The organism is Hyphomicrobium sp. LHD-15, from assembly GCF_031157355.1.
Taxonomy (GTDB): Bacteria; Pseudomonadota; Alphaproteobacteria; order Rhizobiales; family Hyphomicrobiaceae; genus Hyphomicrobium_C.
The window spans coordinates 454,846-477,500 of sequence record NZ_JAVIFT010000002.1; the positions used below are offsets into that span (position 1 = coordinate 454,846).

Sequence of the window (22,655 nt, forward strand, 5' to 3'; positions counted from 1 at the left end):
GGGGGTCCGTCGACCTGCGCGCGGGGGCTCGAGCGCGTGACGCACGAGATACCAGTAACCGTTGCGATCGATGGGTCCGGATGTTTTAGGCTTGATGGCCCGTCCGAGGGCGCTTGGCGCCAAAATGGACGGATGAAGTGTCGACGGGAACGACGACGAATAAGGCCTGCTTGCTGCCCATTACCCTTCCGTCGTCAGAAAAATCCCGACGGTACAGGGAGCTAAGGCCTTAAGTGATGGTGCCCAGAAGAGGACTCGAACCTCCACGCCTCGCGGCGCTGCTACCTGAAAGCAGTGCGTCTACCAATTCCGCCATCTGGGCAAGCCGTCAAAGCCTGCGGCGCCATGAGTTACGGGGAGTGGCCGCGGTTGTCAATTGAGACAACAGTGCCAGATCAGAAAGACGCGCATTTTGCTTGCGGGGCCGGTTTGGACTCGTCACGCTTCGGGTCCATGGGCTAGACCCTGATTTCATGCGCTGCGTCGCCGGAGTGGGCGGCGCGGGTGTCAATTCTTGGGGTACCACTCTTCTATATATCTATCTCTTGGGCGGGGAGAGAGCGGCATGGCAGGCGGAAGCACGGGGCTTGTGACGATTTTTGGCGGGTCGGGTTTTGTCGGCCGTCATACGGTTCGAGCGCTCGCAAAGGACGGTTTTCGCGTCAGGGCCGCATCCAGGCGCCCCGATCTCGCGGGCTATCTGCAACCCATGGGCAATGTCGGGCAGATCCAGCCCGTGCAGGCCAACCTGCGCTACCCCGATTCGGTACGCCGGGCGGTCGAAGGCGCGAGCGTCGTCATCAATTCGGTCGGCATTCTGGCCGGGTCCGGCGCGCAGACGTTCAAGGCGGTGCATGTCGATGGCGCGCGGGCCGTTGCCAAGGCGGCGCGCGAGGCGGGTGCGACGCGCTTCGTGCATGTCTCGGCAATCGGCGCTTCCCGCTCATCGCCGGCAAACTACGCGCTGACCAAGGCGGCGGGAGAAGCCGCGGTGCTCGAGGAATTTCCGGGCGCCATCATCATCCGGCCTTCGATCGTGTTCGGTCCTGAGGACGAGTTTTTCAACCGGTTTGCGGCGATGGCACGGGTCTCTCCGATCCTGCCGCTGATCGGCGGCGGAAAAACGCGGTTTCAGCCGATCTATGTCGGCGATCTCGCATCGGCGATCTCGTTTGCCGCCTCGGGCGGCGGCAAGCCCGGCGCGATCTACGAGGTCGGCGGACCGGAGGTGCTTTCATTCCGCGAGCTGCTCGAGCGGACACTCGCCTACTCGGGCCGTAAGCGCGTCCTCCTCTCGATGCCGTTCTGGCTCGCCAAGCTGCAGGCGCTGCTAACCTGGCCGCTGCCCAATTCGATACGCCCGCTAACCGTCGATCAGGTGCGCTTGCTTCAGACCGATAACGTCGTGAGCGCGGATGCCCTCAAGGACGGCCGGACGCTGGCGCAGCTCGGCGTGGCGGAGCCGCAATCGATCGGGTCCGTGGTGCCCGGCTATCTCGAGCGCTTCAAGCCCAAGGGGCAGTACTCCCATTACCGCGGATAGCGCCGCTTTCTTCGCGCGCGTACGCGTCGATTGATTGCCGAAGGCATTTTCCAAAAAGCTCATAGGGAGAGATTGCCATGAGCCGATCGCCGGTGTTTGCGAAGCCGATCGATATTCTCAAGTTGAAATCGTTTGGGCCGTTGGTGTTCGCGGGTGTGCTGGCGTTCTACGTGGCGTGGCCTGCATTCTCGGGCTACGAAATCAAGTCATCGCTCGATACGCACAACGTCGAGGGTCTTGTCGCGCGGATTGATTTCCCGAGCGTGCGCGCGTCGCTCAGGCCGGCAGTTGCGGTGAAAGTAGACGAGGTCGTCACCAATGCGCTGCGCAAGGCGGGAACAGGAGGCGGCGCGCTGGCCGATCAGCTCAAGGCGCAGGTGATGCCGCGCATCGTCGACGGCGTTCTCGCGACCTTCGTCACGCCGGAGATGCTGATCCGCATCCACGCCAGCGGCAAAAGCTTCAAGGAAGCGCTCGACGGCATCGTGTTCGAGCGGACGTCGCAGGCGCAGGGTCTCGGCGGTTTCATGATCGCGCCGGAAGGCGAGGCGGGTGGTGCGAAAAGCAAGCTCGACGAGATCGCCGGCAAGTACGGCATCGACGTCGGCAAGGTGCTCGGCGGGGCTGGTGCCAAGGACGCAGGAGCGCCGGCGGGCGATGCAGCGACTTCAGCGCTGCCAGCCAAGAGCGAAAGCGGGCACCGCCCCAAGTATGGGCTCGGCAACATCAAGCATTTCTCGCTGACGGGGCCGCTCGGACTTTCAGTGGGTGTTTCGCGCGATGCCAACGCGCGCAAGCCGGAGGTTACCGCGGAGTTGAACTTCGTCGGTGGCTCGTGGATCGTGACCGCGCTTACACCGGAGCTCTGAGGTTAAAGGAGTCTAAGTTCACGACGTCGCGGCGCGGCATTCCTCGTCGGCGGGCAGCGGATCACAGGCGCTTCGGGTCACGCAAACTTCAAGAGCTTGGCGGACCGCGCGCGTGTAGAGCCCGTCAATGGGGCCCGAGTAGATACCTTGGGCTTCGAGGCCGCACTGGTAGAGCTTGACGAGATGCTCGCCTCCGAAGCGCATGGCCTGCTCGTAGTCACGCAAGGCTGCGGTTCTTTCGCCGAGCGCCTGATGGATGTGGGCGCGCGTATCGTAAGCATGCGGGCTGCCGGGTGCGAGGCGCAGCGAGCGCTCCACGTCGGACATGCTGTCGGACAGCCGATCGAGCTTGTAGAGAACCCAGGCGCGGTTGTTGAGGGCCATCGCCGAGCCGGGGTCGAGCTTGATGGCCATGTCGTAATCGGGAAGCGCCTCGGACAGCGCGCCGTTCAGCGAGAGAGCCAGTGCGCGCATGGCATAGGCGAGGCTTTTGGTGCCTGGATCGAGGCTGGGATTTTGAATGAGGTCGGTGCAACCTGCGATGCGCCGCTCGTTGTTGTCGCTGAAGCATTCCGCAATCGTATTGGAGGACGCGACGGTCGACAGCGGGCATGCGCACAGGATGGCTGCGAGGGCCAATGCGAGCTTGCGGCCATGACCTGCCAGCGGCGGGGGCATCTTCGGTAACCATCGGGTTGCGGCCCCTCGCCAGGCAGGGGCGCATTTATGATAACATCAACAGTAGCATGCCGGCTGGTCGCAATTGCGGCGTGGTTTGGCAGGCGTGAAGAAGGTGCGCGGAAATGCTCGTGCGTCCAGCCCTTCCCACCTAATAGTATCAGGCTTTGTTCGAGGTCGGTTTGGCTCGAAAACCCATGAAACGCGTTCTTCTCATCATCGGCGGCGGCATTGCCGCCTACAAATGCCTCGATCTTATCCGGCGCCTCGCCGAAAAGGGGTATGCGGTTCGCTGCGTCATGACCAAGGCGGCGCAGGAGTTCATCACGCCGCTGGCTGTCGGTGCGATCAGCAACGAACGGGTGGCGACGGAGCTGTTCGATCTCGAAGGCGAGCGGGAGATCGGGCACATCCGGCTCGCGCGGGAGGCGGACATCGTCGTCGTCGCGCCGGCGACCGCGGATCTGCTCGCGCGCATGGCGCAGGGGCATGCCAACGATCTCGCGACGGCCGTGCTGCTCGCGACGCGGAGCATCGTGCTCGCGGCGCCGGCCATGAACCCGGCGATGTGGAACCATCCGGCGACGCAGCGCAACGTGCGCCAGCTCGAAACGGACAGCGTTCGTTTCATCGGCCCCAACGCGGGTGAGATGGCCGAGAAGGGCGAAGCCGGCGTCGGGCGCATGGCGGAGGTCAACGAAATCGTGGGGCGCATCGAGAGCCTGCTCGCGGAAGAAGCCGCTCGCGCGGATAATGGATTTGGCTTTCTTACGGTCTCTGGCACGCGCGGACGTTCTTCTGCGACCTCCGCACCGCTTCTCGCGGGCCGGCATGTGCTGGTGACCAGCGGGCCAACGCACGAGCCGATCGATCCCGTCCGCTACATCGCCAATCGCTCATCGGGCAAGCAGGGCCATGCTATTGCAGCGGCGGCGCGCCGGCTCGGAGCCCGGGTGACGCTCATCACCGGGCCGGTTCAGATCGCCGATCCCGAAGGCGTTGACGTTCGCCACGTCGAGACTGCGCGCGAAATGCTCGCGGCCGTCGAGGAGGCGCTTCCGGCGGATATCGCGGTGTTTGCGGCCGCCGTCGCGGATTGGCGCGTCGCAACGCCCGGGCGCGGCAAGATCAAGAAGCAGGCGAATGCGGAGCCGCCTCAGCTCGAGCTGGTCGAGAACCCGGATATTCTGCGCACCATTGCGAAGCGCGGCGCACGCCGTCCGACGCTTGTCGTCGGCTTTGCCGCGGAGACGAGCACGGTCGTGGAAAATGCGCAGGCCAAGCGCAAGGCGAAGGCCGTCGACTGGATCGTGGCAAATGACGTTTCGGAAGAGTCCGGCGTGTTCGGTGGCGAGCAGAACAAGGTGCATCTCGTCACTGCCGAGGGCACCGAGACGTGGCCCGAGATGAGCAAGGCCGAGGTGGCGGAGACGCTGTTGCAGCGTGCGGCGGGGTTTCTGACCCAGGCCCGCGAGTCCGTTTGAACGACGATAAAAAGAGGGGGACGTAGCGGTGGCTGTGCGCAAGAGGCCTGCGGGGAAACGTGTGCGTGTGGGGGTTGTGGTGCTGCCTCATGCCGAGGGGCTGCCGTTGCCCGCCTACCAATCCGACGAGGCTGCGGGGCTCGATCTTCTAGCGGCGCTGGGGGAGCCGGAGACGGTTGTCCTCAAGCCGCGCGAGCGGGCGTTGATCCCTACCGGGCTTTCGATCGAGCTGCCGCCAGGCTTCGAGGCGCAGGTACGCCCGCGATCGGGGCTCGCGCTGAAACACGGGATCACGGTTCTCAATAGTCCGGGCACGATCGATTCCGACTATCGCGGCGAGGTGAAGATCATCCTCGTCAATCTGGGTGCCGAACCGTTTCCGGTGCGGCGAGGCGAGCGAATCGCTCAAATGGTGATCGCGCCGGTGACGCACGCTGCGCTCGAAATCGTCACGGCGCTCGGTGCGACGGCGCGGGGTGCCGGCGGTTTCGGCTCGACCGCCGGGTCGGCCCGGTTGGCCGGGAAGGGTAAATCGAAACCCGCCGGGAAGAGCGTCAAAAAGGCGCCCGCGAGGAAAAAACCCGCCAAATCCAAGCGTTAGTCTGTTTCTGTTGGTTCTTTGAGCGAGGTGCGCGGATGCGGTGGCACTCACGTAGCCCTTTGGCACGCCAATAAAATGTGCGAAAAGCGGTGCGAGGAAACACCGCAGAGCATTACTGCACTCAACAAGGGCACAGCAAACAGATGACGGACGCGACCGAAATCAAAACTCTCAAAGCCACCAAGAGCTGGGGACGCGGGAAGGTCTATGCCGACATCACCGAAACGATCGGCCATACGCCGCTCGTGCGGCTTTCGCGCCTTGCTAAGCAGTCCGGTGCGATTGCCGACGTGCTCTTGAAGCTCGAGTTCTTCAATCCGCTGTCGTCGGTCAAGGATCGCATCGGCGTTGCGATGATCGACGTGCTCGAAGCCGAAGGCAAGATCACGCCCGGCAAGAGCGTGCTGGTCGAGCCGACGTCGGGCAACACGGGTATCGGCCTCGCGTTCGTCGCGGCAGCACGCGGCTACAAGCTCATTCTGGTGATGCCGGAATCGATGTCGCTCGAGCGCCGTAAGATCCTTGTGCACCTCGGCGCGGAGCTGGTGCTGACGCCGGCCGCGGGGGGCATGCCCGGCGCCATCGACAAGGCCAATCAGATTCTGTCGGAAACGCCCGGCGCGGTTCAGCCGAGCCAGTTCGAGAACCCGGCCAACCCCCTGGTGCACGAGAAGACGACCGCCGAGGAGCTGTGGGCCGATACCAACGGCAACATCGACGTGCTCGTCATCGGCGTCGGCACGGGCGGCACGCTGACGGGTTGCGGGCGAGTTCTGAAGGCGCGCAAGCCCTCGCTCAAGGTGATCGCGGTGGAGCCCGAGGGCAGCCCGATCCTTTCGGGCGGCGCGCGCGGCCCGCACAAGATTCAGGGTATCGGCGCGGGCTTCGTGCCCAAGGTGCTCGATACGTCATTCATTGACGAAGTCGTGCGTGTTTCGAACGAGAAGGCCTTTGAAACGTCGAGATCATTGGCCAAGGTCGAAGGTATTCCAGGTGGTATTTCAACCGGCGCCAACGTTGCTGCGGCGCTGGAAGTTGCAGCGCGCGAGGATCTGCGCGGCAAGACGGTGGTGACGTTCGCGCCTTCGTCTGCCGAGCGTTATTTCTCGAGCGAGCTGTTCGTGGAACCGCCGAAGGCGTGAGTTGTCGTCACTCGTGGTTGGGATAAAGGGGGTAAGGGTGCGGTTGCGGCCGTTTCTCATAGCGGGATCCATTTCGCTGGCGCTTGCCGGCGCGACGGGACACGCGTTTGCGCAAGACAAGGTGCAGCTGGCGCAGCGATGGACACCGTTGACGGGCATTCTCGCTCCGGAAGGCGATGAGCAGGGGAATTCCGACAAGGCAACGCCGCCGCCGAAGGGAACCTCTCCCGTCACCACCAGCGCGGTTCCGACGAAGCCGGTCGCTGTGTCTTCTTCGGGGGTTCAGACGGCCAGGCTTTCGGTGCGTGCGACGCTCAGCACCGTTGCCGCGGACGGGCAGCCTCCCGGCAGCCTCGGGGTTCGCACGACGTCGGTCGATACCGATCTCGCGGGCGCCTTGCGGTTCGGCGCGGATCGCGGTGCTCTCGTTTCCGACGTTTCGGCGCCGCTTGCCGGCGAACTCAGGGTCGGTGACGTGATCCTGAAGCTCGAAGGCCGCGAGATCGCGGGGCCGGATGCGCTTGCCGAAGCGCTGCGTGGTTTCAATCCCGGCAAGGCAATTTCGCTCGACATCTGGCGCGCCGGAGAGGGTGCGGCAGATCTCAAGCGGTTGCTTGTCGACCAGTCCAACGAAGGCGATGTGGAGGCGTCGGCAAGCCTCGGGCGGCTGTTGTCGCTCGGTCTCGCGCTCGGGCCTCGCAATCCCTCCGAGGCGGCGAGCTATTACCTCAAGGCGGCGCAGGCCGGTCACCTGCCCTCGATGACGCGGTATGGTTTGTTCGCGAAGGACGGTATCGGCATCCCGAAGGATGAGGCGCTGGCCGCAAAGTGGTTTCTCGAAGCCGCCAACGGTGGACAGGAAGCCGCGATGACCAATCTCGGCGGACTTTACGAAACCGGGCGCGGCGTGAAGCAGGATTATGCGGAAGCGGCGCGCTGGTATCGACAGGCGGTCGACAAGGGCCATATCTTCGCCATGCACAAACTCGCGCTGCTCTACGAAGCAGGGCGCGGCGTGGGCAAGGACGACCAGGAAGCGGTGAAGCTTCTGCGCCAGGCTTCCGACAGGGGGCTTAGCGAAGCGACCTCTTGGCTCGCCGAGAAGTACGAGCTGGGCCGCGGCATTCCGAAGGACGAGACGGAGGCCTATCGCCTCAACACGCGCGCGGCCGATCAGGTCAGGAAATCGGCGGATCTCGGCAACGCAGTGGCGACCTTCAACCTCGGCATCCTGTACCGCATCGGCAAGGGCGTGAAGCGGAGCGATACGGAGGCGGCCTATTGGGTCGTGCGTTCGCTCAAGCTCGGCGACAAGTATCTGGTGTCGGAGCTGATGCGGAACCCCGACGTGCTGTCGATCGGCGACCGCAAGTGGCTGCAGGAGATTCTGCGCGACGAAGGCGCTTACAAGGGGCCGATCAACGGTACCTTCACCACCGACGTGCGGTCCGCGATGGAGACGCTTGGCGGACGGGCGTGACGGTCAGCGCTTCTTGTTTTCGAGACAAAGAAAAACCCTCGGACTGCGACGCAGTCCGAGGGTTTTCGTTTGAGCCGTCTCAATTGCGAGATCAGGCCGCCTTGGCGGCCGGGATCTTGGCGCTGTCGGCGATGTAGGACATCGCTGCCTGCACGCCGCCCTTCTTGTGAGGGACGCCGGCAACCTCGAGCGCCATCTCGACGCCGGTGAGGGCGCCCAGAACCGTGAGCTCGTTGGTGTCGCCCAGATGCGCGATGCGGAACGCCTTGCCCGCAAGCTTGTTCAGGCCGGTGCCGAGCGACATGTTGAAGGACTCGAGCGCGAGCTTGCGGAAGCTGTCGGCGTTGTGGCCTTCGGGCATGAGCACGGTGGTGACGGCCGGACTGTCGTACTTGGCGTCACGGCAGTTGACCTCGAGACCCCAGGCGCGCACCGCGGTGCGGGTCGCTTCGGCCAAGCGGTTGTGGCGCGCGAAGACGTTCTCGAGACCCTCGCTGTTGATCAGATTGATCGCCTCGTCGAGGCCGTACAGCAGGCTGGTGGCCGGCGTGTACGGGAAGTATCCGTCGCCATTGAACGCCAGCATGTCTTCCCACGAGAAATAGGAGCGCTTGAGCTCGGCAGACTTCGAAGCCGCGATCGCCTTATCGGAAATGGCGGTGAACGAAAGGCCGGGCGGCATCATCAGGCCCTTCTGCGAACCCGCGACGGTGACGTCGATGCGCCATTCGTCGTGGCGCAGGTCGGCGGCGGCGAGGCCCGAGATGCTGTCGGTCATCAGAAGTGCGGGGTGATCGGTCGCGTCGAGCACGCGGCGGACCTCGTCGAGGCGCGTGCGGCAGCCGGTCGACGTTTCGTTGTGCACGACGCAGACGGCCTTGATGGCGCGCGCCTTGTCCTTCTTGAGGTGCACTTCGATCTCTTCGGCATCGGCGCCGATGCGCCAATCCGTTTGAATGACTTCGGCGCGAAGGCCCAGGCGGTCCGCCATCTGCTTCCACAACACGGCGAACTGGCCGGTCTCGACCATCAGCACGCGGTCGCCGGGCGAGAGCGTGTTGGAGAGGGCGGCTTCCCAGGCGCCGGTTCCGGACGACGGATAGATGATGACGTGGCCCTGGGTCTTGAACAGCGTCTTGATGCCGGCGAGGACGCGCTTGCCGAGCTTCTGGAAATCGGGGCCGCGGTGATCGAGGACCTGGCGGTTCATGGCCGCGAGGATCTGCTCGGGAACGGGAGTAGGCCCAGGAATTTGCAGGAAGTGCCGGCCTGGGCGGCGTGGCTCATTCGACATCTCAAACATTCCCCTTCTTCGCTCGCTGCGTAGAGGCCGCTGGCCTGCGGAGGATCTGTTGGATCTCCGAAGGGAAGGGCCTGTCATTTTTTTGGGTCGTGAGCGCGAGCTGGGGGCTCGTATAGGAATTAAAGCAGAAAGGCGTCAAGGCCGATTTGCTCGCACAAGGGGCGAGAACACTTGGTTTTTCCGTGTTTTGGGGTTGTGTGCGCCTATGTCGCGAAAGTGTTTTGCGAGAAGCCCGGCGCGATTAGAAAAAAATGCTGATCAGTTTTTCTCGGGCTATGCCGGCTTCGAGGCGGCCGCGAGGTAGTTCACGTCGGTGTCAGGCGACAGCGACCACTGATCGCGAAGCGGATTGTAAACGAAGCCCTCGAAGCGCGGCGTGCCGAGGCCGGCGGCGGCTATGTAGCGGCCAATCTCTTCAGGGGTGACGAAGCGATCCCATTGATGAGTGCCGCGGGGCAACCAACCGAGCACGTATTCGGCAGCCACGATGGCCAGCGCGTATGCCTTGAGGGTGCGGTTGATGGTCGAGAGGATCAGGAGGCCGCCGGGGCGGACGAGGCTGGCGCAGGTTTGTACGAAGGCCGCAACGTCCGGAACATGCTCGACCACTTCGAGGCAAACCACGGCATCGAACTTGGCGCCTGCCGCAACCAGCTCCTCGGCGGTCGTCACGCGGTAGTCGATGTCGAGGCCCTGCGGGGCGGCGTGGTCGCGGGCGATGGTGATATTCTTTTCGCCGGGATCGATGCCGGTGACGCGGGCGCCGAGGCGGGCCAGAGGCTCGGACATAAGGCCCCCGCCGCAGCCGACGTCCAACACGGTCAGGTTCTTGAACGGACGAAGCCCCGACCCCTCGCGGCCGAAATGGCGCGTAAGCTCATTGCGGATGAAGGTCAGCCGGGCTGGGCCGATCTGGTGCAGCGGGCGGAATTTCCCGACCGGATCCCACCAGGCCTTGGCGAGGTTCTGGAAGCGCGCAATTTCTGCGTCGTCGATGTTGCCGCCGCCGGGGCCAGGGGCTCCGGCTTTCGATGGATCGGCGGCACGTTCCGTGGATTGGGTCATGGCCCGGGAAGGTGACAGGGCGCGCGGCTTTGTCAATGCGCGGAAGTGGGGCAGCGACACGTGGCGCGATGTTGCCAAAACGTTGAGGAACGCGCTTGTTGCGATAACCCAGTGTTCCCGGTAAGAGATCGGCCGAAACGAGGCCAAGTCCTTGGCGTTCGAGGCGTTCGGGCCGGCTCTGATGAGCTGGGCGGGGCGCCTCGCGCGCGTCGCTGATGCAACCTCAAATCCTCACTTGGATCACAAGACTTGGATCAGAAGGCCGCGCAAATTCTGCGCCGGTCCCCAGACAGATAGGCGCCCGCGCGAAGACGGGCATCAGGCGGTTCGAAGCCATGGCTGTTGTCGTGATGAAATTCGGTGGCACCTCGGTGGCCAACGTCGAGCGCATCAGGAATGTTGCGCACCACGTCAAACGCGAGGTCGACGCCGGCAACAAGGTCGCGGTCGTGGTTTCGGCCATGTCGGGCGCAACCAATCAGCTCGTCGCCTGGGTGAACGAGGCCTCACAGCTGCACGACAAGCGCGAATATGATGCCGTCGTCGCGAGCGGTGAGCAGGTGACGGCCGGCCTCACGGCGATCGTGCTGCAATCGCTGGGTATCAAGGCCCGCTCCTGGCAAGGCTGGCAGGTGCCGATCGAGACCAGCACTGCGCACGGCTCGGCGCGCATCACCGGAATCAAAGGCGACGAGCTGCGCCGCTCGCTCGATCAGGGCGAGGTGGCCGTCATCACCGGGTTCCAGGGCGTCGAGCCCAAGAGCAACCGGATCGCGACGCTCGGGCGCGGCGGATCGGACACCAGCGCGGTCGCGATCGCGGTCGCGCTCAAGGCGGACGTCTGCGACATCTATACGGACGTGGACGGCGTTTACACGACCGATCCGCGCATCGTGGCCAAAGCCAAGCGCCTGCCGAAGGTCAGCTACGAGGAAATGCTCGAAATGGCATCCTCGGGCTCCAAGGTGCTGCAGACCCGCTCGGTCGAGCTGGCGATGGTGCACCAAATGAAGACGCGCGTTCTTTCGAGCTTCGTGAAGCCGGAAGACATGGCGCCGGTCAAGGCCGGCAACCTTGAAGACATCGGGACAATCGTTTGCGGCGAGGATGAGATCGTGGAAAGCCAAGTGGTCAGCGGCATCGCCTACGCTCGGGATGAGGCGAAAATCACCATGCTGAAACTCGAGGACAAGCCGGGCATCGCGGCGCGTATTTTCGTGCCGCTGGCTGAAGCCTCGATCAATGTCGACATGATCGTGCAGAACGTTGCCGCGGACGGCCACCACACCGATATGACGTTTACGGTGCAATCAGCTGAGCTGCCGCGCGCGCTGGAAGTTCTGAAGGCCGCCCGCGCCGACATCGGAAACTTCGATCTTCAGAGTTCAGACGATGTGGCCAAGGTCTCGGTGATCGGCATCGGCATGCGCAGCCACGCGGGCGTTGCGGCGCAAATGTTCAAGGCGCTTTCCGAGAAGGGAATCAACATTCTGGCGATCTCAACCTCCGAGATCAAAATCAGTGTGTTGATCGACGCCGCTTACGCAGAACTCGCGGTTCGAACCCTTCATACGATCTACGGCCTCGACGCCGCTTGAGGGCGTTCGGAAAGCGGTTAAGGGCTAGCTATCGCTTTTCCTTCAGCATTTCCGCATTCGCGCTCAAATTGACGTATAACGGCCCATGAGCCCTGCTTAACCGCAGGGGTTTGCGGACCCATTTCAACGGCCTTGCCTTATGCATTCGAGACGCGGCGACGAGCCCCGTGTGATGCCTACCGAGCCGGCGCTGCGTGTCATCATGCGCCGGCTGCGCGACATCATGGCCGAGCCAGCCGACGGCCAGGAGCGGCTGGATAAGATCGTGCGCCAGATCGCGGGCGTCATGGTGGCCGACGTGTGCTCGATCTACCTGCGCCGGCAGGACGGCTCGCTCGAACTGTTCGCGAGTGAAGGCCTCAACGCTACCGCAGTGCACAATACGATGCTGAAGCGAGGCGAGGGCCTCGTTGGGAGGTGTGCCGAGATCGGGGTTCCGATTAATGAGCCCGACGCCTCGAAGCACCCGGCGTTCTCCTACCGGCCCGAGACGGGCGAAGAGATTTACCATTCGCTGCTCGCGGTGCCGATCCAGCGCAGCGGGCAGGTCCTGGGCGTGCTCGTCGTCCAGAACCGCACGGTGAAAGAGTATTCCGACGAAGACGTCGAGGTGATGCAGGCGACGGCGATGGTCGTCGCGGAGCACCTTGTGTCGGGTGCGGTTTCAGGGGTCGGATCGGCGATCGAACTGTCGCGGGCGCTTTCGCGCGTGATCACGGGCGAGCCGATCTCGGACGGCATCGCGCTCGGCCATGTCATGCTGCATGAGCCCAGGATCGTCGTCACCAAGCTGATGGCCGACGATCCGGCGGCCGAGATGCGCCGCCTCGAAGATGCGCTCTTGGAGCTCAAGACGTCGCTCGACGACATGCTGAGCCATGAGCTGCTCTCGGGGGCGGGTGACCACCGCGACGTGCTCGAAGCCTATCGCATGTTCGCGCACGATCGCGGCTGGGAGCGGCGGCTTCGGGAAGCCGTGCAGAGCGGGCTTACGGCCGGGGCGGCCGTCGAGCGCGTCAAGAACGGCACGCGGGCCCGCATGCTCAAGACGCCCGATCCCTTTTGGCGGGAGCGCCAGCGCGACCTCGACGATCTTTCGGATCGTCTGCTCAGAATTCTGGCCGGTGTCGCGACCGGCCTGCTCAATCCGCCCGAGATGCCGACCGACACGATCCTGGTCGCGCGCAACATGGGGCCCGCCGAGCTGATCGACTATGATCGCACGCGGCTGCGTGGGCTCGTTATCGAGGACGGCAGCGGGCAAAGCCACGTGGCGATCGTCGCCAAGGCGCTCGGCATTCCCGCGGTCGGGCAGGCGGAAGGCATTGTCGAGCGCGTGACGGCGGGCGACGCGATCATCGTCGACGGCGTCATCGGCGAAGTGCACGTGCGGCCTTCGACGGAAGTGGTTTCGGCCTACACCGACAAGGTGCGGTTCCGGGCGCGCCGGCAGAAGCAGTACGAGGCGCTGCGGGATCTCCCGGCCGTGACCAAGGACGGCGAGCGGATCGCGCTGCAGATCAACGCCGGCCTTTTGGCGGACATGCCGCACGTCAAGGAATCGGGGAGTGACGGCATTGGGCTGTTCCGCACCGAGCTGATGTTCATGCTCTCGCACAGCCTGCCACGCGTGGACCGGCAGACGCAGGCTTACGAGGCGGTGCTGAACGAGGCCGACGGCAGGCCGGTGGTGTTCCGTTCGCTCGATATCGGCGGCGACAAGGTGCTTCCGTATCTTCCCCATGTGCCGGAGGAAAATCCGGCCATCGGCTGGCGCGCGATCCGCATGTCACTCGACCGGCCGGCCCTGTTCCGCATGCAGGTGCGCGCGCTTCTCCGGGCGGGCGCGGGGCGAGAGCTTCGTATCATGATCCCGATGGTCTCGGTGGCGGCCGAGATGGACGAAATCCGCGAGTTGATCGAGAAGGAGCGGCAGCTCGGTCTCAAGCGCGGGGCGAAGCCGGCGAGCAAGCTTCTGATCGGGGCTATGATCGAGGTGCCAAGCGTGCTGTTCGAGCTCGATGAGCTTTTACAGCGGGTTGATTTCGTGTCGGTCGGCAGCAACGATCTCACGCAGTTCCTGTTTGCGGCCGATCGCTCTAATTCTCGCGTCGCGAACCGGTTCGACTCGCTCTCGGTGGCTTCGCTTCGGGCCTTAAAGCAGCTCGCCAAAGCGTGTCGTCGCCACAAAGTCCCGTTGACGCTTTGCGGTGAAATGGCAGGACGGCCCATCGAAGCGATGTGCTTGATCGGGCTCGGTTTCCGGACGCTTTCGATGGCGCCCGCTTCGATCGGGCCGGTCAAGAGCATGATCCGCTCGCTCGACGCGGCAGCAATTACGCGTCTTCTGGACGAGCTTCTCGTGGGGGGCCGCTCGGGCAGCGTCCGGCGGGAACTCGAGGAGTTTGCGACTGGGCAAGAGGTGGAAACCTAACGGCTTGCTTTGGATCGATAGGATCTAAAGCGATCATGGTCTAGAAGCGCATCGAGCGCCTGAGCTGGCGGATATCCAAGGTTCCTTTCAAGAAAAACCATGAGCGTCATTCCAAAAGAGACACTGGGCCGCCTGATCGAGCGGTACGAGACCATCCAAGCGGAGCTCAATCAGGGGGCCGCGCAGGCCACCTATGTGAAGCTGACCAAGGAGTTCTCGGATCTGACGCCGCTGATCACGGCGGTGCGCGAGCTGGAGGCTGCGGAGATCGAGCAGCAGGATCTCGAAGCGCTGCTCAAGGATCCGTCCCAGGACAAGGACATGGCCGAGATGGCGCGCGAGGAGCTGGCTCAGCTCGGGCCGCGCATCGAGGAGATGGAGCACAAGCTCCGCGTGCTGCTGCTGCCCAAGGATGCCGCTGACGAAAAGAGCGCGATCCTCGAGGTGCGGGCGGGTACGGGCGGCGACGAGGCGGCGCTGTTCGCGGCCGATCTCTTCCGCATGTATCAGCGCTATGCCGACAGCAAGGGATGGTCCACCGAGATCATCTCGATGTCGGAGAACGATCTCGGCGGGTACAAGGAGGTCGTTGCCTCCGTCACCGGTAAGGGTGTGTTCGCGCGGCTCAAATACGAAAGCGGCGTACATCGCGTGCAGCGCATTCCCGCGACCGAAAGCGGCGGACGCATCCATACGTCCGCGGCGACCGTCGCAGTGCTGCCGGAAGCCGAAGACATTGATATCGACATCAAGGACCAAGACATCCGGATCGACACCATGCGCGCGGGCGGTGCGGGTGGCCAGCACGTCAACAAGACGGACAGTGCCGTGCGCATCACGCATTTGCCGACCGGCATCATCGTGGTCTCGGCCGAGAAGAGCCAGCATCAGAACCGGCGGCTCGCCATGCAGGTTCTGCGTTCGCGGCTGTTCGAGCTCGAGCGCGAGCGGGCGGACAGTCAGCGCAGCGAGGCGCGGAAGAGCCAGGTGGGCTCGGGCGATCGCTCGCAGCGCATCCGCACCTACAACTTTCCGCAGGGGCGAGTTACCGATCACCGCATCAACCTGACGCTCCACAATATCGATCGGATCATGGAAGGCATCGGCCTCGACGAGATCGTCGATCAGCTCATCGCCGAAAATCAGGCCGAAGCACTCGCTGCGATGGAAAGCCATGGTGCGTGATCCCAGCGGGGATGCATCGTCATTCGAAGGGTTACAGGCCAGGGATGCCGCCGCGCTGCTCACGCGCGTGTTGACGGAGGCCGGGATCGAGGGCGCGGCGCGGGATGCGCGCCTGCTGGTGCTCGCGGCGCTCGGAATTGACGGGACGGCGCTGGTTCGCGATCCCGATCGAAGGCTCGATGGACGGGATGCGGAGCGGTTGTCGGAATTTGCACGGCGGCGCGCGGCACGGGAGCCGGTATCGCGCATTCTAGGTGAGCGCGGCTTCTACGGACGCACGTTTCGTATCACGCCGGCAACGCTCGATCCCCGCCCCTGCACCGAGACCGTCATCGAAGCGGCGCTCGAAATCGCCGGGCGCGAGGGTTGGAGAGAGCGGCCGATCCGCATTGTCGATATCGGAACCGGTTCCGGTGCACTGTTGCTGACGCTGCTCGCGGAACTACCTCTGGCGAGCGGGATCGGAACCGACATTAGCCCGGATGCACTCGCTGCGGCTCAAGCGAACGCCGTACAGCTTGGTGTCGCCGATCGCGCGGTGTTTCTCGAACGACGCTCTCTCGATGGCATCGACGGCACGTTCGATCTCTTGATCTCGAACCCGCCCTACATTCCGAGCGAAGAGATCGCGTCCCTCGAAGCGGATGTCCGGGCATACGATCCGCTGGGTGCGCTGGACGGGGGCGCGGACGGCCTCGATATCTATCGCGAACTTGCCGCAGGTTTTGCGCGCATCGTGCCGGATGGGTGGGTGTTGCTCGAAATCGGCGCCGGGCAGGCCGACGGGGTTACGGGTATTTTCCGAGACTCGGCCGATGGACGCTGCCTTGGCGATATAAGGCTGTGGCAAGATCTTGGGCAGCATACGCGTTGTGTTGCTATTAAGACACGCCGTTAGGCATGGCGCTAAAATCACTTGGATTCAATGAGCGTCAGGTCTAATGTAACCCTCATGAAGTTTTGCTTCATGCGCACCTCGTGTCTGACAGCGGTCCGTTCGATAAACCAGTTGTCATTATTTCGCGCATGATGAGATGCGAAAAGGCGGATGAGTGCCGTTGCTGGTGCCGCGTAATGCGAGCACACGATGGCAACCTTGAGCGCCAGTCGCATTAAATCCTCCCATTTGGACATGCTGCTGTCGTTCGAGCACGAGATTAAAGACGGATCTGGTCGGCGGGTTTCGGGGACCTGCCAAAGCCAGGGTGCTGCAGGACTTTCGCAGCCTGTTTGGGGGTTTTTGGATTTAGCCGGGCAACCGGTCTAAAGAGCGCGGCCAAAGTGGCCGCGAGGGATGAACTGTATTCAGCTGCTGCGATCGGTGCGGCGGCATCTACTTCCACAACTGTCGAGAATGGAGCCCATGAGGCAGGGACAGCAAAACCGCAGAGGCCGCGGCCGCAGCAACAATAATAATAACAACAATAATAATAACCAGAACCGCAAAGGTCAGAACCCTTTGACGCGTAGCTTCGAAAGTACGGGGCCAGACGTCAAATTGCGCGGCACTCCTGCTCATATCGCCGAGAAGTACATCGCGCTCGCACGTGATGCGCAGTCTTCCGGCGACCCGGTTCTGGCTGAGAACTACCTGCAGCACGCCGAGCATTACAATCGCATCATCATGGCCTTCCGCGAGCAGCAGATAGCCCAGGGCGGCGGAGACCTGCAGAACGGGATGGGGCGTCCGCGTCCGGCCGGGTTCGGCGAGCCCGTCTCCATGAGCGACGATTTCAGCGACGAGGACGGCGAGTACGGCGCCGAGGCGCAGGGCCAGCCTTACGCCCAGCAGCAACCCTCTCGCGGAGAAGGACAGCCGCGCCACAACGACGGTCCGCGCTATGACGACCGGGGTCCGCGCGAAGGCGGCGGACGCCAGTTCCACAATCGCGATCGTCACGGCGATCGGGGTGATCGCGGCGATCGTGGTTATTCCGACCGTCAGGACCGGGGTGATCGGGATCGCGGAGATCGCGATCGCGGGGATCGTTATCAGCGCGATCAGAGGAACAGCGAGCCGCGCGGAGATCGGCCTGAGCGGGTCGAGCGCGTGGAGCGTGCCGATCGTGCGCCGCAGCCCGATATCGGTGTGGATAGTGCCCCGCCGCCCGTTCGCCGCGAGCGGCCGGCTGCGGTTCCGCATCATGAGCAGCCCGAGTTCCTGCGCCGTCCGGTACGCCGTCCGCGCCGCGAGGCCGCTGCTGCCAGCGAAGAGGGTGCTGCCCCCGCTCCGACGCCCGTCGTCGAGGGCAGCGGCGAATAAGGCTCGCTCGAAAGAGATTTATCGGATCAAGGCCGCGGAGCGTTCCGCGGCCTTTTTCGTTTTCTCCGGCGTTGGGTTTGCGGTGACGCGTCTGGACGCCGGCCTGTGCGGGATAACTGCGCGTTCTATGGAGGAGTGAGGGCGTCGCCGAGGGACAGCTCGCCATCGGACGCTATTTTCACGTAGACGCCGAAGTCGATGTGGCCCCATTTGCGGCGAAGGGTGGCCGGGATGTCCATGTCTCGGGCACCGGTTTTGGGATCGACGTTTGTCGCGGCGCAGCGCGCTGCCTTTTCCAGCACGTGGAAAGAGATCGGCCCAATCGAGATCTCTTTGCCGATCCAGTCGAACTCCGCCCAGGGCTCGATGCCATCGACGATGATATTCGGCCGGAAGCGCATCGGATCGATCGGGCGCTCGGCGACCCGTTCGAGTTCGCGCACGGTGGCCAGGTTGACGATGTGGGCGACCTTGTCGCCGGTCTCGATGAAGGTGTGACCAGGTGCGCTCACGATTTTCGGCCGGCCGCGCAAGCTCTCGGCCATGAACGCCGCAAAGAACTGCTCGATGATCTGGCGGCCCGACTGCGACGAGAGAATACCGCTGGCCACCTGCCGGCCGCCACGCAAAAGGGTGAGGCGCTGGGTCTCCTCCTCGAAGCGGGCTTCAATGGCTGCCAAGCGTTCGTCGCGCATCAGGATCAGGAAGCTGATGTCGGGCACGGGTTTTGGATCGGCGGGGTCGAAACGGCTCGGGCCGTTTTCGATGGCCCAAACCCGGTCGAACGGAAACGTTTCGCCGGCCCGGAGCGCGACGCGGGATAGCGGCTCGGCCGAGAGGCCCTTCACGGGGTAGCGGAACAGTCCGGTAACCAAGCCTGGCATTCGTTCCTCTCGCCCCCCGAAATTGCGTTTTCTATACCACGTAAGGGCGCCCCCTTTATACGGCCCGAGCCCGTCCTATATCTCGATCAGGCGGTTGGAGCCGAGTGCCGATATAGGGCTTAGCTTTCTCCGCGGTCACGTATTTGCGACGGCGCTTCAAGACGGGCCTCGACGAGGACGGAGAAGCGCGCTCAGGAGGTACATTCATGGATTTCGAACGGTTTACGGATCGCGCCAAGGGGTTCGTTCAGTCTGCGCAGAGCCTCGCGCTCCGAGAGGGACATCAGCAGTTTTCAGCCGAGCATCTGCTCAAGGTGCTTCTAGAGGACCCGGAAGGCGCGGCCGCGGGGCTGATCGCGCGCGCCGGCGGGCGGCATAAGGATGCGCTCGACGCGGTCGAGCGTCTGCTTCAGCGCAGGCCGAAGGTGAGCGGGGGTGGAGCTGGTCAGCTTTACCTTGCGCCCGACCTCGCCCGCGTTTTCGACAATGCCCAGAAGATTGCCGACAAGGCCGGCGACAAGTTCGTCACGGTCGAGCGGCTTCTGCTTGCGCTTGCGCTCGAGAAAGGCTCGGAGGCCGGAAAAATTCTCGCGGACGCCGGCGTGACGCCGGATCGGCTCAATGCCGCGATCAATGAAATTCGCAAGGGCCGCACGGCCGACACTGCGGGCGCGGAACAATCGTTCGAGGCGCTGAAGCGCTACACGCGCGACTTCACGGAAGCGGCCGCCAACGGCAAGCTCGATCCCGTGATCGGGCGCGACGAGGAAATTCGCCGCACCATTCAGGTGCTGAGCCGCCGGACCAAGAACAACCCTGTGCTGATCGGTGAACCGGGCGTCGGCAAGACGGCGATCGCGGAAGGCCTCGCCTTGCGCATCGTGGCCGGCGACGTGCCCGAGAGCCTCAAGGACAAGAAGCTGCTTGCGCTCGACATGGGCTCGCTGATTGCGGGCGCAAAGTTCCGCGGCGAGTTCGAGGAGCGCCTGAAAAGCGTGCTCAACGAGGTGCAGGCGGAGAACGGGCGCATCATCCTGTTTATCGACGAGCTGCACACGATCGTTGGCGCCGGCAAGGCCGAAGGCGCGATGGACGCCGGCAATCTGTTGAAGCCGGCGCTGGCGCGTGGCGAATTGCATTGCGTCGGCGCGACCACGCTCGACGAGTACAAGAAGCACATCGAGAAGGATGCGGCACTTGCGCGGCGCTTCCAGCCGGTGTTCGTCGAGGAGCCTTCGGTCCAGGATACGATCTCGATCCTGCGCGGCTTGAAGGAGAAGTACGAGCTGCACCACGGCGTCCGCATCACGGATTCGGCGTTGGTTGCGGCCGCGACGCTCTCCAATCGCTACATCACCGACCGCTTCCTGCCCGACAAGGCGATCGATCTCATGGACGAGGCAGCTTCGCGCCTCAGAATGCAGGTCGATAGCAAGCCGGAAGAGCTGGACGCGATCGATCGCGACCTGATGCAGGCCAAGATCGAACGGGAAGCCTTGAAAAAGGAAACCGACGCGGCCTCCAAGGATCGTCTCGAAAAGCTCGAGAAGGTGATCGCGGATCTCGAAGAGAAATCGCAGTCCCTTACCGCGCGCTGGGAATCCGAGAAGAACAAGCTCGGCTCGGCGCAGAAGGTGAAGGAGGAGCTCGACAAGCGGCGTACGGAGCTTTCGCAGTCGCAGCGGAAGGGCGACTATGCGCGGGCTGGCGAACTTGCGCACGCCGTCATTCCCGAACTCGAAGCCAAGCTCAAGGCCATCGAGAGCACCGAAGGAAAGGGCGTGATGCTGGAAGAGGCGGTGACGCCGGATCAGATCGCGGGCGTCGTGTCGCGCTGGACGGGTGTGCCCGTCGACAAGATGCTGGAAGGCGAGCGTGACAAGCTTCTCAAGATGGAAGAGGCGTTGGAGAAGCGTGTCGTCGGCCAGCCCGAGGCCGTGAAAGCGGTTTCGACGGCGGTGCGGCGCGCTCGCGCGGGCCTGCAGGATCCGAACCGGCCGATCGGCTCGTTCATGTTCCTCGGACCTACCGGCGTCGGCAAAACCGAGCTGACGAAGGCGCTGGCTTCGTTCTTGTTCGACGACGAGAGCGCGATGGTGCGTATCGACATGAGCGAGTACATGGAGAAGCATTCCGTGTCGCGGCTCATCGGCGCGCCGCCGGGCTATGTCGGCTACGAGGAAGGTGGCGCTTTGACCGAAGCCGTGCGGCGTCGGCCTTACCAGGTCGTGCTGTTCGACGAGGTCGAGAAGGCGCATCCGGACGTGTTCAACGTGCTTCTGCAGGTGCTCGACGAGGGGCGCCTGACGGATGGTCAGGGCCGCACGGTCGACTTCAAGAATACGCTGATCATCATGACCTCGAACCTCGGTGCGGAATACCTCGCCGATCCGCGCCAGCCCTTGGGCTTCGGTGCGCCGGGCGACAAGGACAAGGTGATGAGCGAGGAGGAAGCGTACGGTCTCGTCATGGATGCCGTGCGCCGTCACTTCCGGCCCGAGTTCATCAATCGTATCGACGAAATAGTCGTGTTTCACCGGCTCAAGCGGGAAGCAATGGCGGCAATCGTCGACATCCAGATCAAGCGTCTGCAGGCGCTCGTGGCGGATCGCAAGATCACGCTCGAACTCGACGATCAGGCGCGGACCTGGCTCGCCAACAAGGGTTACGATCCGATCTACGGGGCGCGGCCTTTGAAGCGGGTGATCCAGAAGCAGGTGCAGGATCCGCTCGCCGAGGAGATCCTGCGCGGCACGGTGAAGGATGGCGATACCGTTCGCGTCTCGGTCCGCGACGGGGCACTGACGCTCAATGGAACGCAAGTGAAGGCTGCTGCGTAAGCTGAAGCTTTTCCAAGTAAAAATCCCCTCCCTGGATTGCTCCAGGGAGGGGATTTTTTTATCCGTAACGAGAGCCTATTTGCTGGCGGTCAGGACCGGCGTACGGCGCATCAACTCGTCGATGCGTATGCGCTCCTTGTGGAAGGCGATGAGGTCCTTGCCTTCGAGCTGGCGCTCGCGTGGCACGTCGATCGACAGCGGATTGACGAACTGGTTGTTGACCAGCACTTCGAAGTGAAGATGCGGGCCTGATGAAAGACCCGTCGAGCCGATGTATCCGATGACCTGGCCTTGGCGCACCTTGACGCCGGGTGCTGCTCCCGGCGCAAAACGCGACATGTGGCTGTAGGCGGTCTGATAGCCGTTGGCATGACGGATGCGCACGTAATTGCCGTTGTAGCCTTTGCGGCCGGCTTCCTCGATGGTTCCGTTGCCGGCGGCGAGAATGGGCGTGCCGGTGGGGGCCGCCCAATCGATTCCGGTGTGCATCTTGTACTCGCCGAGAAGGGGATGGCGGCGCAGACCGAAGCCTGACGTCAGGCGCGTATCGTCGGCGCGCACGGGCTTGCGCATGAGGAACTTTTTCGCGTTGCTGCCCTGCGCGTCGTAGTAGTCAATCTGTCCGTCGGGCGTGCGGAAGCGATAGTAGCGACGCGTTTCGCCGCCCGTCGAAATCGACGTGTAGAGCAATTCGCCAGGGGGGCCGTCGGTGCCGCCTTCATCTTTCAGATCAAAGAACATTTCGCAGGTATCGCCCGCCCGCAAGCGTCTGCGGAAGTCGGTCTCGTAGGCGTGAACCTGCAGGATCTGCTGGATGGTGTCGGTCGGAACGCTCTCCGTGAGCGAGGCGTAGTAGAGGCTCGCGTAGAGGCTCGACGATTGCGGTCCGTTGCTGTCGTTGATGGCGACGCGCATCGCGCTCTCGTCGTCGATCGGCGTTGCGCTTGCGACGAACTCGCCGGCGTTGTTGCGCGAAACAGTGACCTTGTGCGCGTGTCCCTCGTCGTAGATCGAGAAACGCACCGGCTCCATGCGGTTCTGCAGCGTGAGCGAGGGCTGGAGCGCGATGTGGACTTCCTGTCCGGCGACGACGGATTTCTCCGGGAAGATCGGCTTCATGGCCTCGACCATTTCCCGGATCTGCCATGTCGTGGCGCCGGATTCGGCGAGCAGCTGAGACAATTTCTGACCTTCGCGAACAGTCTTCACGGCAGGTCTCAGAACGTCGAGATCGCTCGAGCCGCCGTCGTCCTCCTGCCCCGATTTGGCGAGGACTGTGGTGTTCG

18 protein-coding genes and 1 tRNA gene (1 of these 19 running past the window's edge) are annotated in these 22,655 nt (G+C 63.6%); 12 read left to right on the plus strand and 7 right to left on the minus strand.

The genetic code is table 11. The features are described from left to right. Positions 1-237: 237 nt before the first annotated feature. A tRNA-Leu gene (locus tag RCO24_RS08795) sits at positions 238-322 on the minus strand. 243 nt (positions 323-565) lie between these two features. Here RCO24_RS08795 and RCO24_RS08800 point away from each other — a divergent pair. Further along, positions 566-1,543 (plus strand): complex I NDUFA9 subunit family protein, encoded by a 978-nt coding sequence (locus tag RCO24_RS08800; protein WP_308961473.1) that lies wholly within the window; start codon positions 566-568, stop codon positions 1,541-1,543. A 77-nt stretch (positions 1,544-1,620) separates the two neighbouring features. Next, positions 1,621-2,412, plus strand: a complete 792-nt coding sequence (locus RCO24_RS08805; protein WP_308961474.1) for a DUF2939 domain-containing protein — start codon at positions 1,621-1,623, stop codon at positions 2,410-2,412. An 18-nt stretch (positions 2,413-2,430) separates the two neighbouring features. On the opposite strand, the gene RCO24_RS08810 is transcribed toward RCO24_RS08805, so the two are convergent. Continuing rightward, the gene (locus RCO24_RS08810; protein WP_308961475.1) at positions 2,431-3,090 is read right to left on the minus strand and encodes a hypothetical protein; all 660 of its coding nucleotides are present in this window, start codon (positions 3,088-3,090) and stop codon (positions 2,431-2,433) included. A 197-nt stretch (positions 3,091-3,287) separates the two neighbouring features. Between RCO24_RS08810 and RCO24_RS08815 the strand changes: the two genes are divergently transcribed. The 4 genes from RCO24_RS08815 to RCO24_RS08830 all read left to right on the plus strand — a co-directional run bounded on the left by RCO24_RS08815 (position 3,288) and on the right by RCO24_RS08830 (position 7,797). Next, entirely contained in the window at positions 3,288-4,574 is a 1,287-nt protein-coding gene (locus RCO24_RS08815; RefSeq protein WP_308961476.1) for a phosphopantothenoylcysteine decarboxylase, read from the plus strand. A gap of 61 nt (positions 4,575-4,635) precedes the next feature. Further along, positions 4,636-5,175: a dUTP diphosphatase gene (gene dut, locus RCO24_RS08820; protein ID WP_374990941.1), complete on the plus strand. Its 540-nt coding sequence runs from the start codon at positions 4,636-4,638 to the stop codon at positions 5,173-5,175. Positions 5,176-5,318: 143 nt separating this feature from the next. Next, complete coding sequence (gene cysK / locus RCO24_RS08825) at positions 5,319-6,317, plus strand: cysteine synthase A (RefSeq protein WP_308961477.1); 999 nt, start codon at positions 5,319-5,321, stop codon at positions 6,315-6,317. A 37-nt stretch (positions 6,318-6,354) separates the two neighbouring features. Next, the gene (locus tag RCO24_RS08830) at positions 6,355-7,797 is read left to right on the plus strand and encodes a PDZ domain-containing protein (protein WP_308961478.1); all 1,443 of its coding nucleotides are present in this window, start codon (positions 6,355-6,357) and stop codon (positions 7,795-7,797) included. Positions 7,798-7,888: 91 nt separating this feature from the next. Here the strand turns inward: RCO24_RS08830 and RCO24_RS08835 are convergent, their stop codons facing one another. Next, complete coding sequence (locus tag RCO24_RS08835) at positions 7,889-9,091, minus strand: aminotransferase class V-fold PLP-dependent enzyme (RefSeq protein WP_308961480.1); 1,203 nt, start codon at positions 9,089-9,091, stop codon at positions 7,889-7,891. A gap of 282 nt (positions 9,092-9,373) precedes the next feature. Next, positions 9,374-10,165 (minus strand): bifunctional 2-polyprenyl-6-hydroxyphenol methylase/3-demethylubiquinol 3-O-methyltransferase UbiG, encoded by a 792-nt coding sequence (gene ubiG / locus RCO24_RS08840; RefSeq protein ID WP_308961481.1) that lies wholly within the window; start codon positions 10,163-10,165, stop codon positions 9,374-9,376. A 335-nt stretch (positions 10,166-10,500) separates the two neighbouring features. Between ubiG and RCO24_RS08845 the strand changes: the two genes are divergently transcribed. The 4 genes from RCO24_RS08845 to prmC all read left to right on the plus strand — a co-directional run bounded on the left by RCO24_RS08845 (position 10,501) and on the right by prmC (position 16,280). Further along, the gene (locus RCO24_RS08845) at positions 10,501-11,763 is read left to right on the plus strand and encodes an aspartate kinase (protein ID WP_308961482.1); all 1,263 of its coding nucleotides are present in this window, start codon (positions 10,501-10,503) and stop codon (positions 11,761-11,763) included. Between the two features lie 172 nt (positions 11,764-11,935). Further along, on the plus strand, positions 11,936-14,197 hold the full coding sequence (ptsP, locus tag RCO24_RS08850; protein WP_308961483.1) for a phosphoenolpyruvate--protein phosphotransferase: 2,262 nt from the start codon (positions 11,936-11,938) through the stop codon (positions 14,195-14,197). A 99-nt stretch (positions 14,198-14,296) separates the two neighbouring features. Beyond that, a complete protein-coding gene (gene prfA / locus RCO24_RS08855) occupies positions 14,297-15,382 on the plus strand; it encodes a peptide chain release factor 1 (RefSeq protein WP_308961484.1) in 1,086 nt (361 codons plus the stop codon). Then, a complete protein-coding gene (gene prmC / locus RCO24_RS08860; protein ID WP_308961485.1) occupies positions 15,372-16,280 on the plus strand; it encodes a peptide chain release factor N(5)-glutamine methyltransferase in 909 nt (302 codons plus the stop codon). The genes prfA and prmC overlap by 11 nt, the downstream gene beginning before the upstream one ends. A 14-nt stretch (positions 16,281-16,294) precedes the next feature. On the opposite strand, the gene RCO24_RS08865 is transcribed toward prmC, so the two are convergent. After that, entirely contained in the window at positions 16,295-16,516 is a 222-nt protein-coding gene (locus tag RCO24_RS08865) for a hypothetical protein (protein WP_308961486.1), read from the minus strand. A 229-nt stretch (positions 16,517-16,745) separates the two neighbouring features. Between RCO24_RS08865 and RCO24_RS08870 the strand changes: the two genes are divergently transcribed. After that, on the plus strand, positions 16,746-17,645 hold the full coding sequence (locus tag RCO24_RS08870) for a DUF4167 domain-containing protein (protein WP_308961487.1): 900 nt from the start codon (positions 16,746-16,748) through the stop codon (positions 17,643-17,645). A 125-nt stretch (positions 17,646-17,770) separates the two neighbouring features. On the opposite strand, the gene RCO24_RS08875 is transcribed toward RCO24_RS08870, so the two are convergent. Further along, the gene (locus RCO24_RS08875) at positions 17,771-18,529 is read right to left on the minus strand and encodes an MOSC domain-containing protein (protein ID WP_308961489.1); all 759 of its coding nucleotides are present in this window, start codon (positions 18,527-18,529) and stop codon (positions 17,771-17,773) included. Positions 18,530-18,735: 206 nt separating this feature from the next. On the opposite strand from RCO24_RS08875, the gene clpB reads away from it, so the two are divergent. Further along, positions 18,736-21,369, plus strand: a complete 2,634-nt coding sequence (gene clpB, locus RCO24_RS08880; RefSeq protein ID WP_308961490.1) for an ATP-dependent chaperone ClpB — start codon at positions 18,736-18,738, stop codon at positions 21,367-21,369. 75 nt (positions 21,370-21,444) lie between these two features. On the opposite strand, the gene RCO24_RS08885 is transcribed toward clpB, so the two are convergent. After that, on the minus strand, positions 21,445-22,655 hold the 3' portion of the coding sequence (locus RCO24_RS08885; protein WP_308962407.1) for a M23 family metallopeptidase. Its footprint extends 715 nt past the window's final position; only the last 1,211 of its 1,926 coding nucleotides appear in the window; its start codon lies beyond the right edge, outside the window; it ends in the stop codon at positions 21,445-21,447.

Bases quoted from the DNA above. Each gene is read 5' to 3' on its own strand.
- RCO24_RS08845 (WP_308961482.1), top strand. From the start codon at position 10,501: ATGGCTGTTGTCGTGATGAAATTCGGTGGCACCTCGGTGGCCAACGTC.
- ptsP (WP_308961483.1), top strand. From the start codon at position 11,936: ATGCCTACCGAGCCGGCGCTGCGTGTCATCATGCGCCGGCTGCGCGAC.
- RCO24_RS08835 (WP_308961480.1), bottom strand. From the start codon at position 9,091: ATGTCGAATGAGCCACGCCGCCCAGGCCGGCACTTCCTGCAAATTCCT.
- prfA (WP_308961484.1), top strand. From the start codon at position 14,297: ATGAGCGTCATTCCAAAAGAGACACTGGGCCGCCTGATCGAGCGGTAC.
- RCO24_RS08800 (WP_308961473.1), top strand. From the start codon at position 566: ATGGCAGGCGGAAGCACGGGGCTTGTGACGATTTTTGGCGGGTCGGGT.
- ubiG (WP_308961481.1), bottom strand. From the start codon at position 10,165: ATGACCCAATCCACGGAACGTGCCGCCGATCCATCGAAAGCCGGAGCC.
- RCO24_RS08815 (WP_308961476.1), top strand. From the start codon at position 3,288: ATGAAACGCGTTCTTCTCATCATCGGCGGCGGCATTGCCGCCTACAAA.
- RCO24_RS08875 (WP_308961489.1), bottom strand. From the start codon at position 18,529: ATGCCAGGCTTGGTTACCGGACTGTTCCGCTACCCCGTGAAGGGCCTC.
- prmC (WP_308961485.1), top strand. From the start codon at position 15,372: ATGGTGCGTGATCCCAGCGGGGATGCATCGTCATTCGAAGGGTTACAG.
- RCO24_RS08870 (WP_308961487.1), top strand. From the start codon at position 16,746: ATGAGGCAGGGACAGCAAAACCGCAGAGGCCGCGGCCGCAGCAACAAT.
- cysK (WP_308961477.1), top strand. From the start codon at position 5,319: ATGACGGACGCGACCGAAATCAAAACTCTCAAAGCCACCAAGAGCTGG.
- clpB (WP_308961490.1), top strand. From the start codon at position 18,736: ATGGATTTCGAACGGTTTACGGATCGCGCCAAGGGGTTCGTTCAGTCT.
- RCO24_RS08810 (WP_308961475.1), bottom strand. From the start codon at position 3,090: ATGCCCCCGCCGCTGGCAGGTCATGGCCGCAAGCTCGCATTGGCCCTC.
- RCO24_RS08805 (WP_308961474.1), top strand. From the start codon at position 1,621: ATGAGCCGATCGCCGGTGTTTGCGAAGCCGATCGATATTCTCAAGTTG.
- RCO24_RS08865 (WP_308961486.1), bottom strand. From the start codon at position 16,516: ATGTCCAAATGGGAGGATTTAATGCGACTGGCGCTCAAGGTTGCCATC.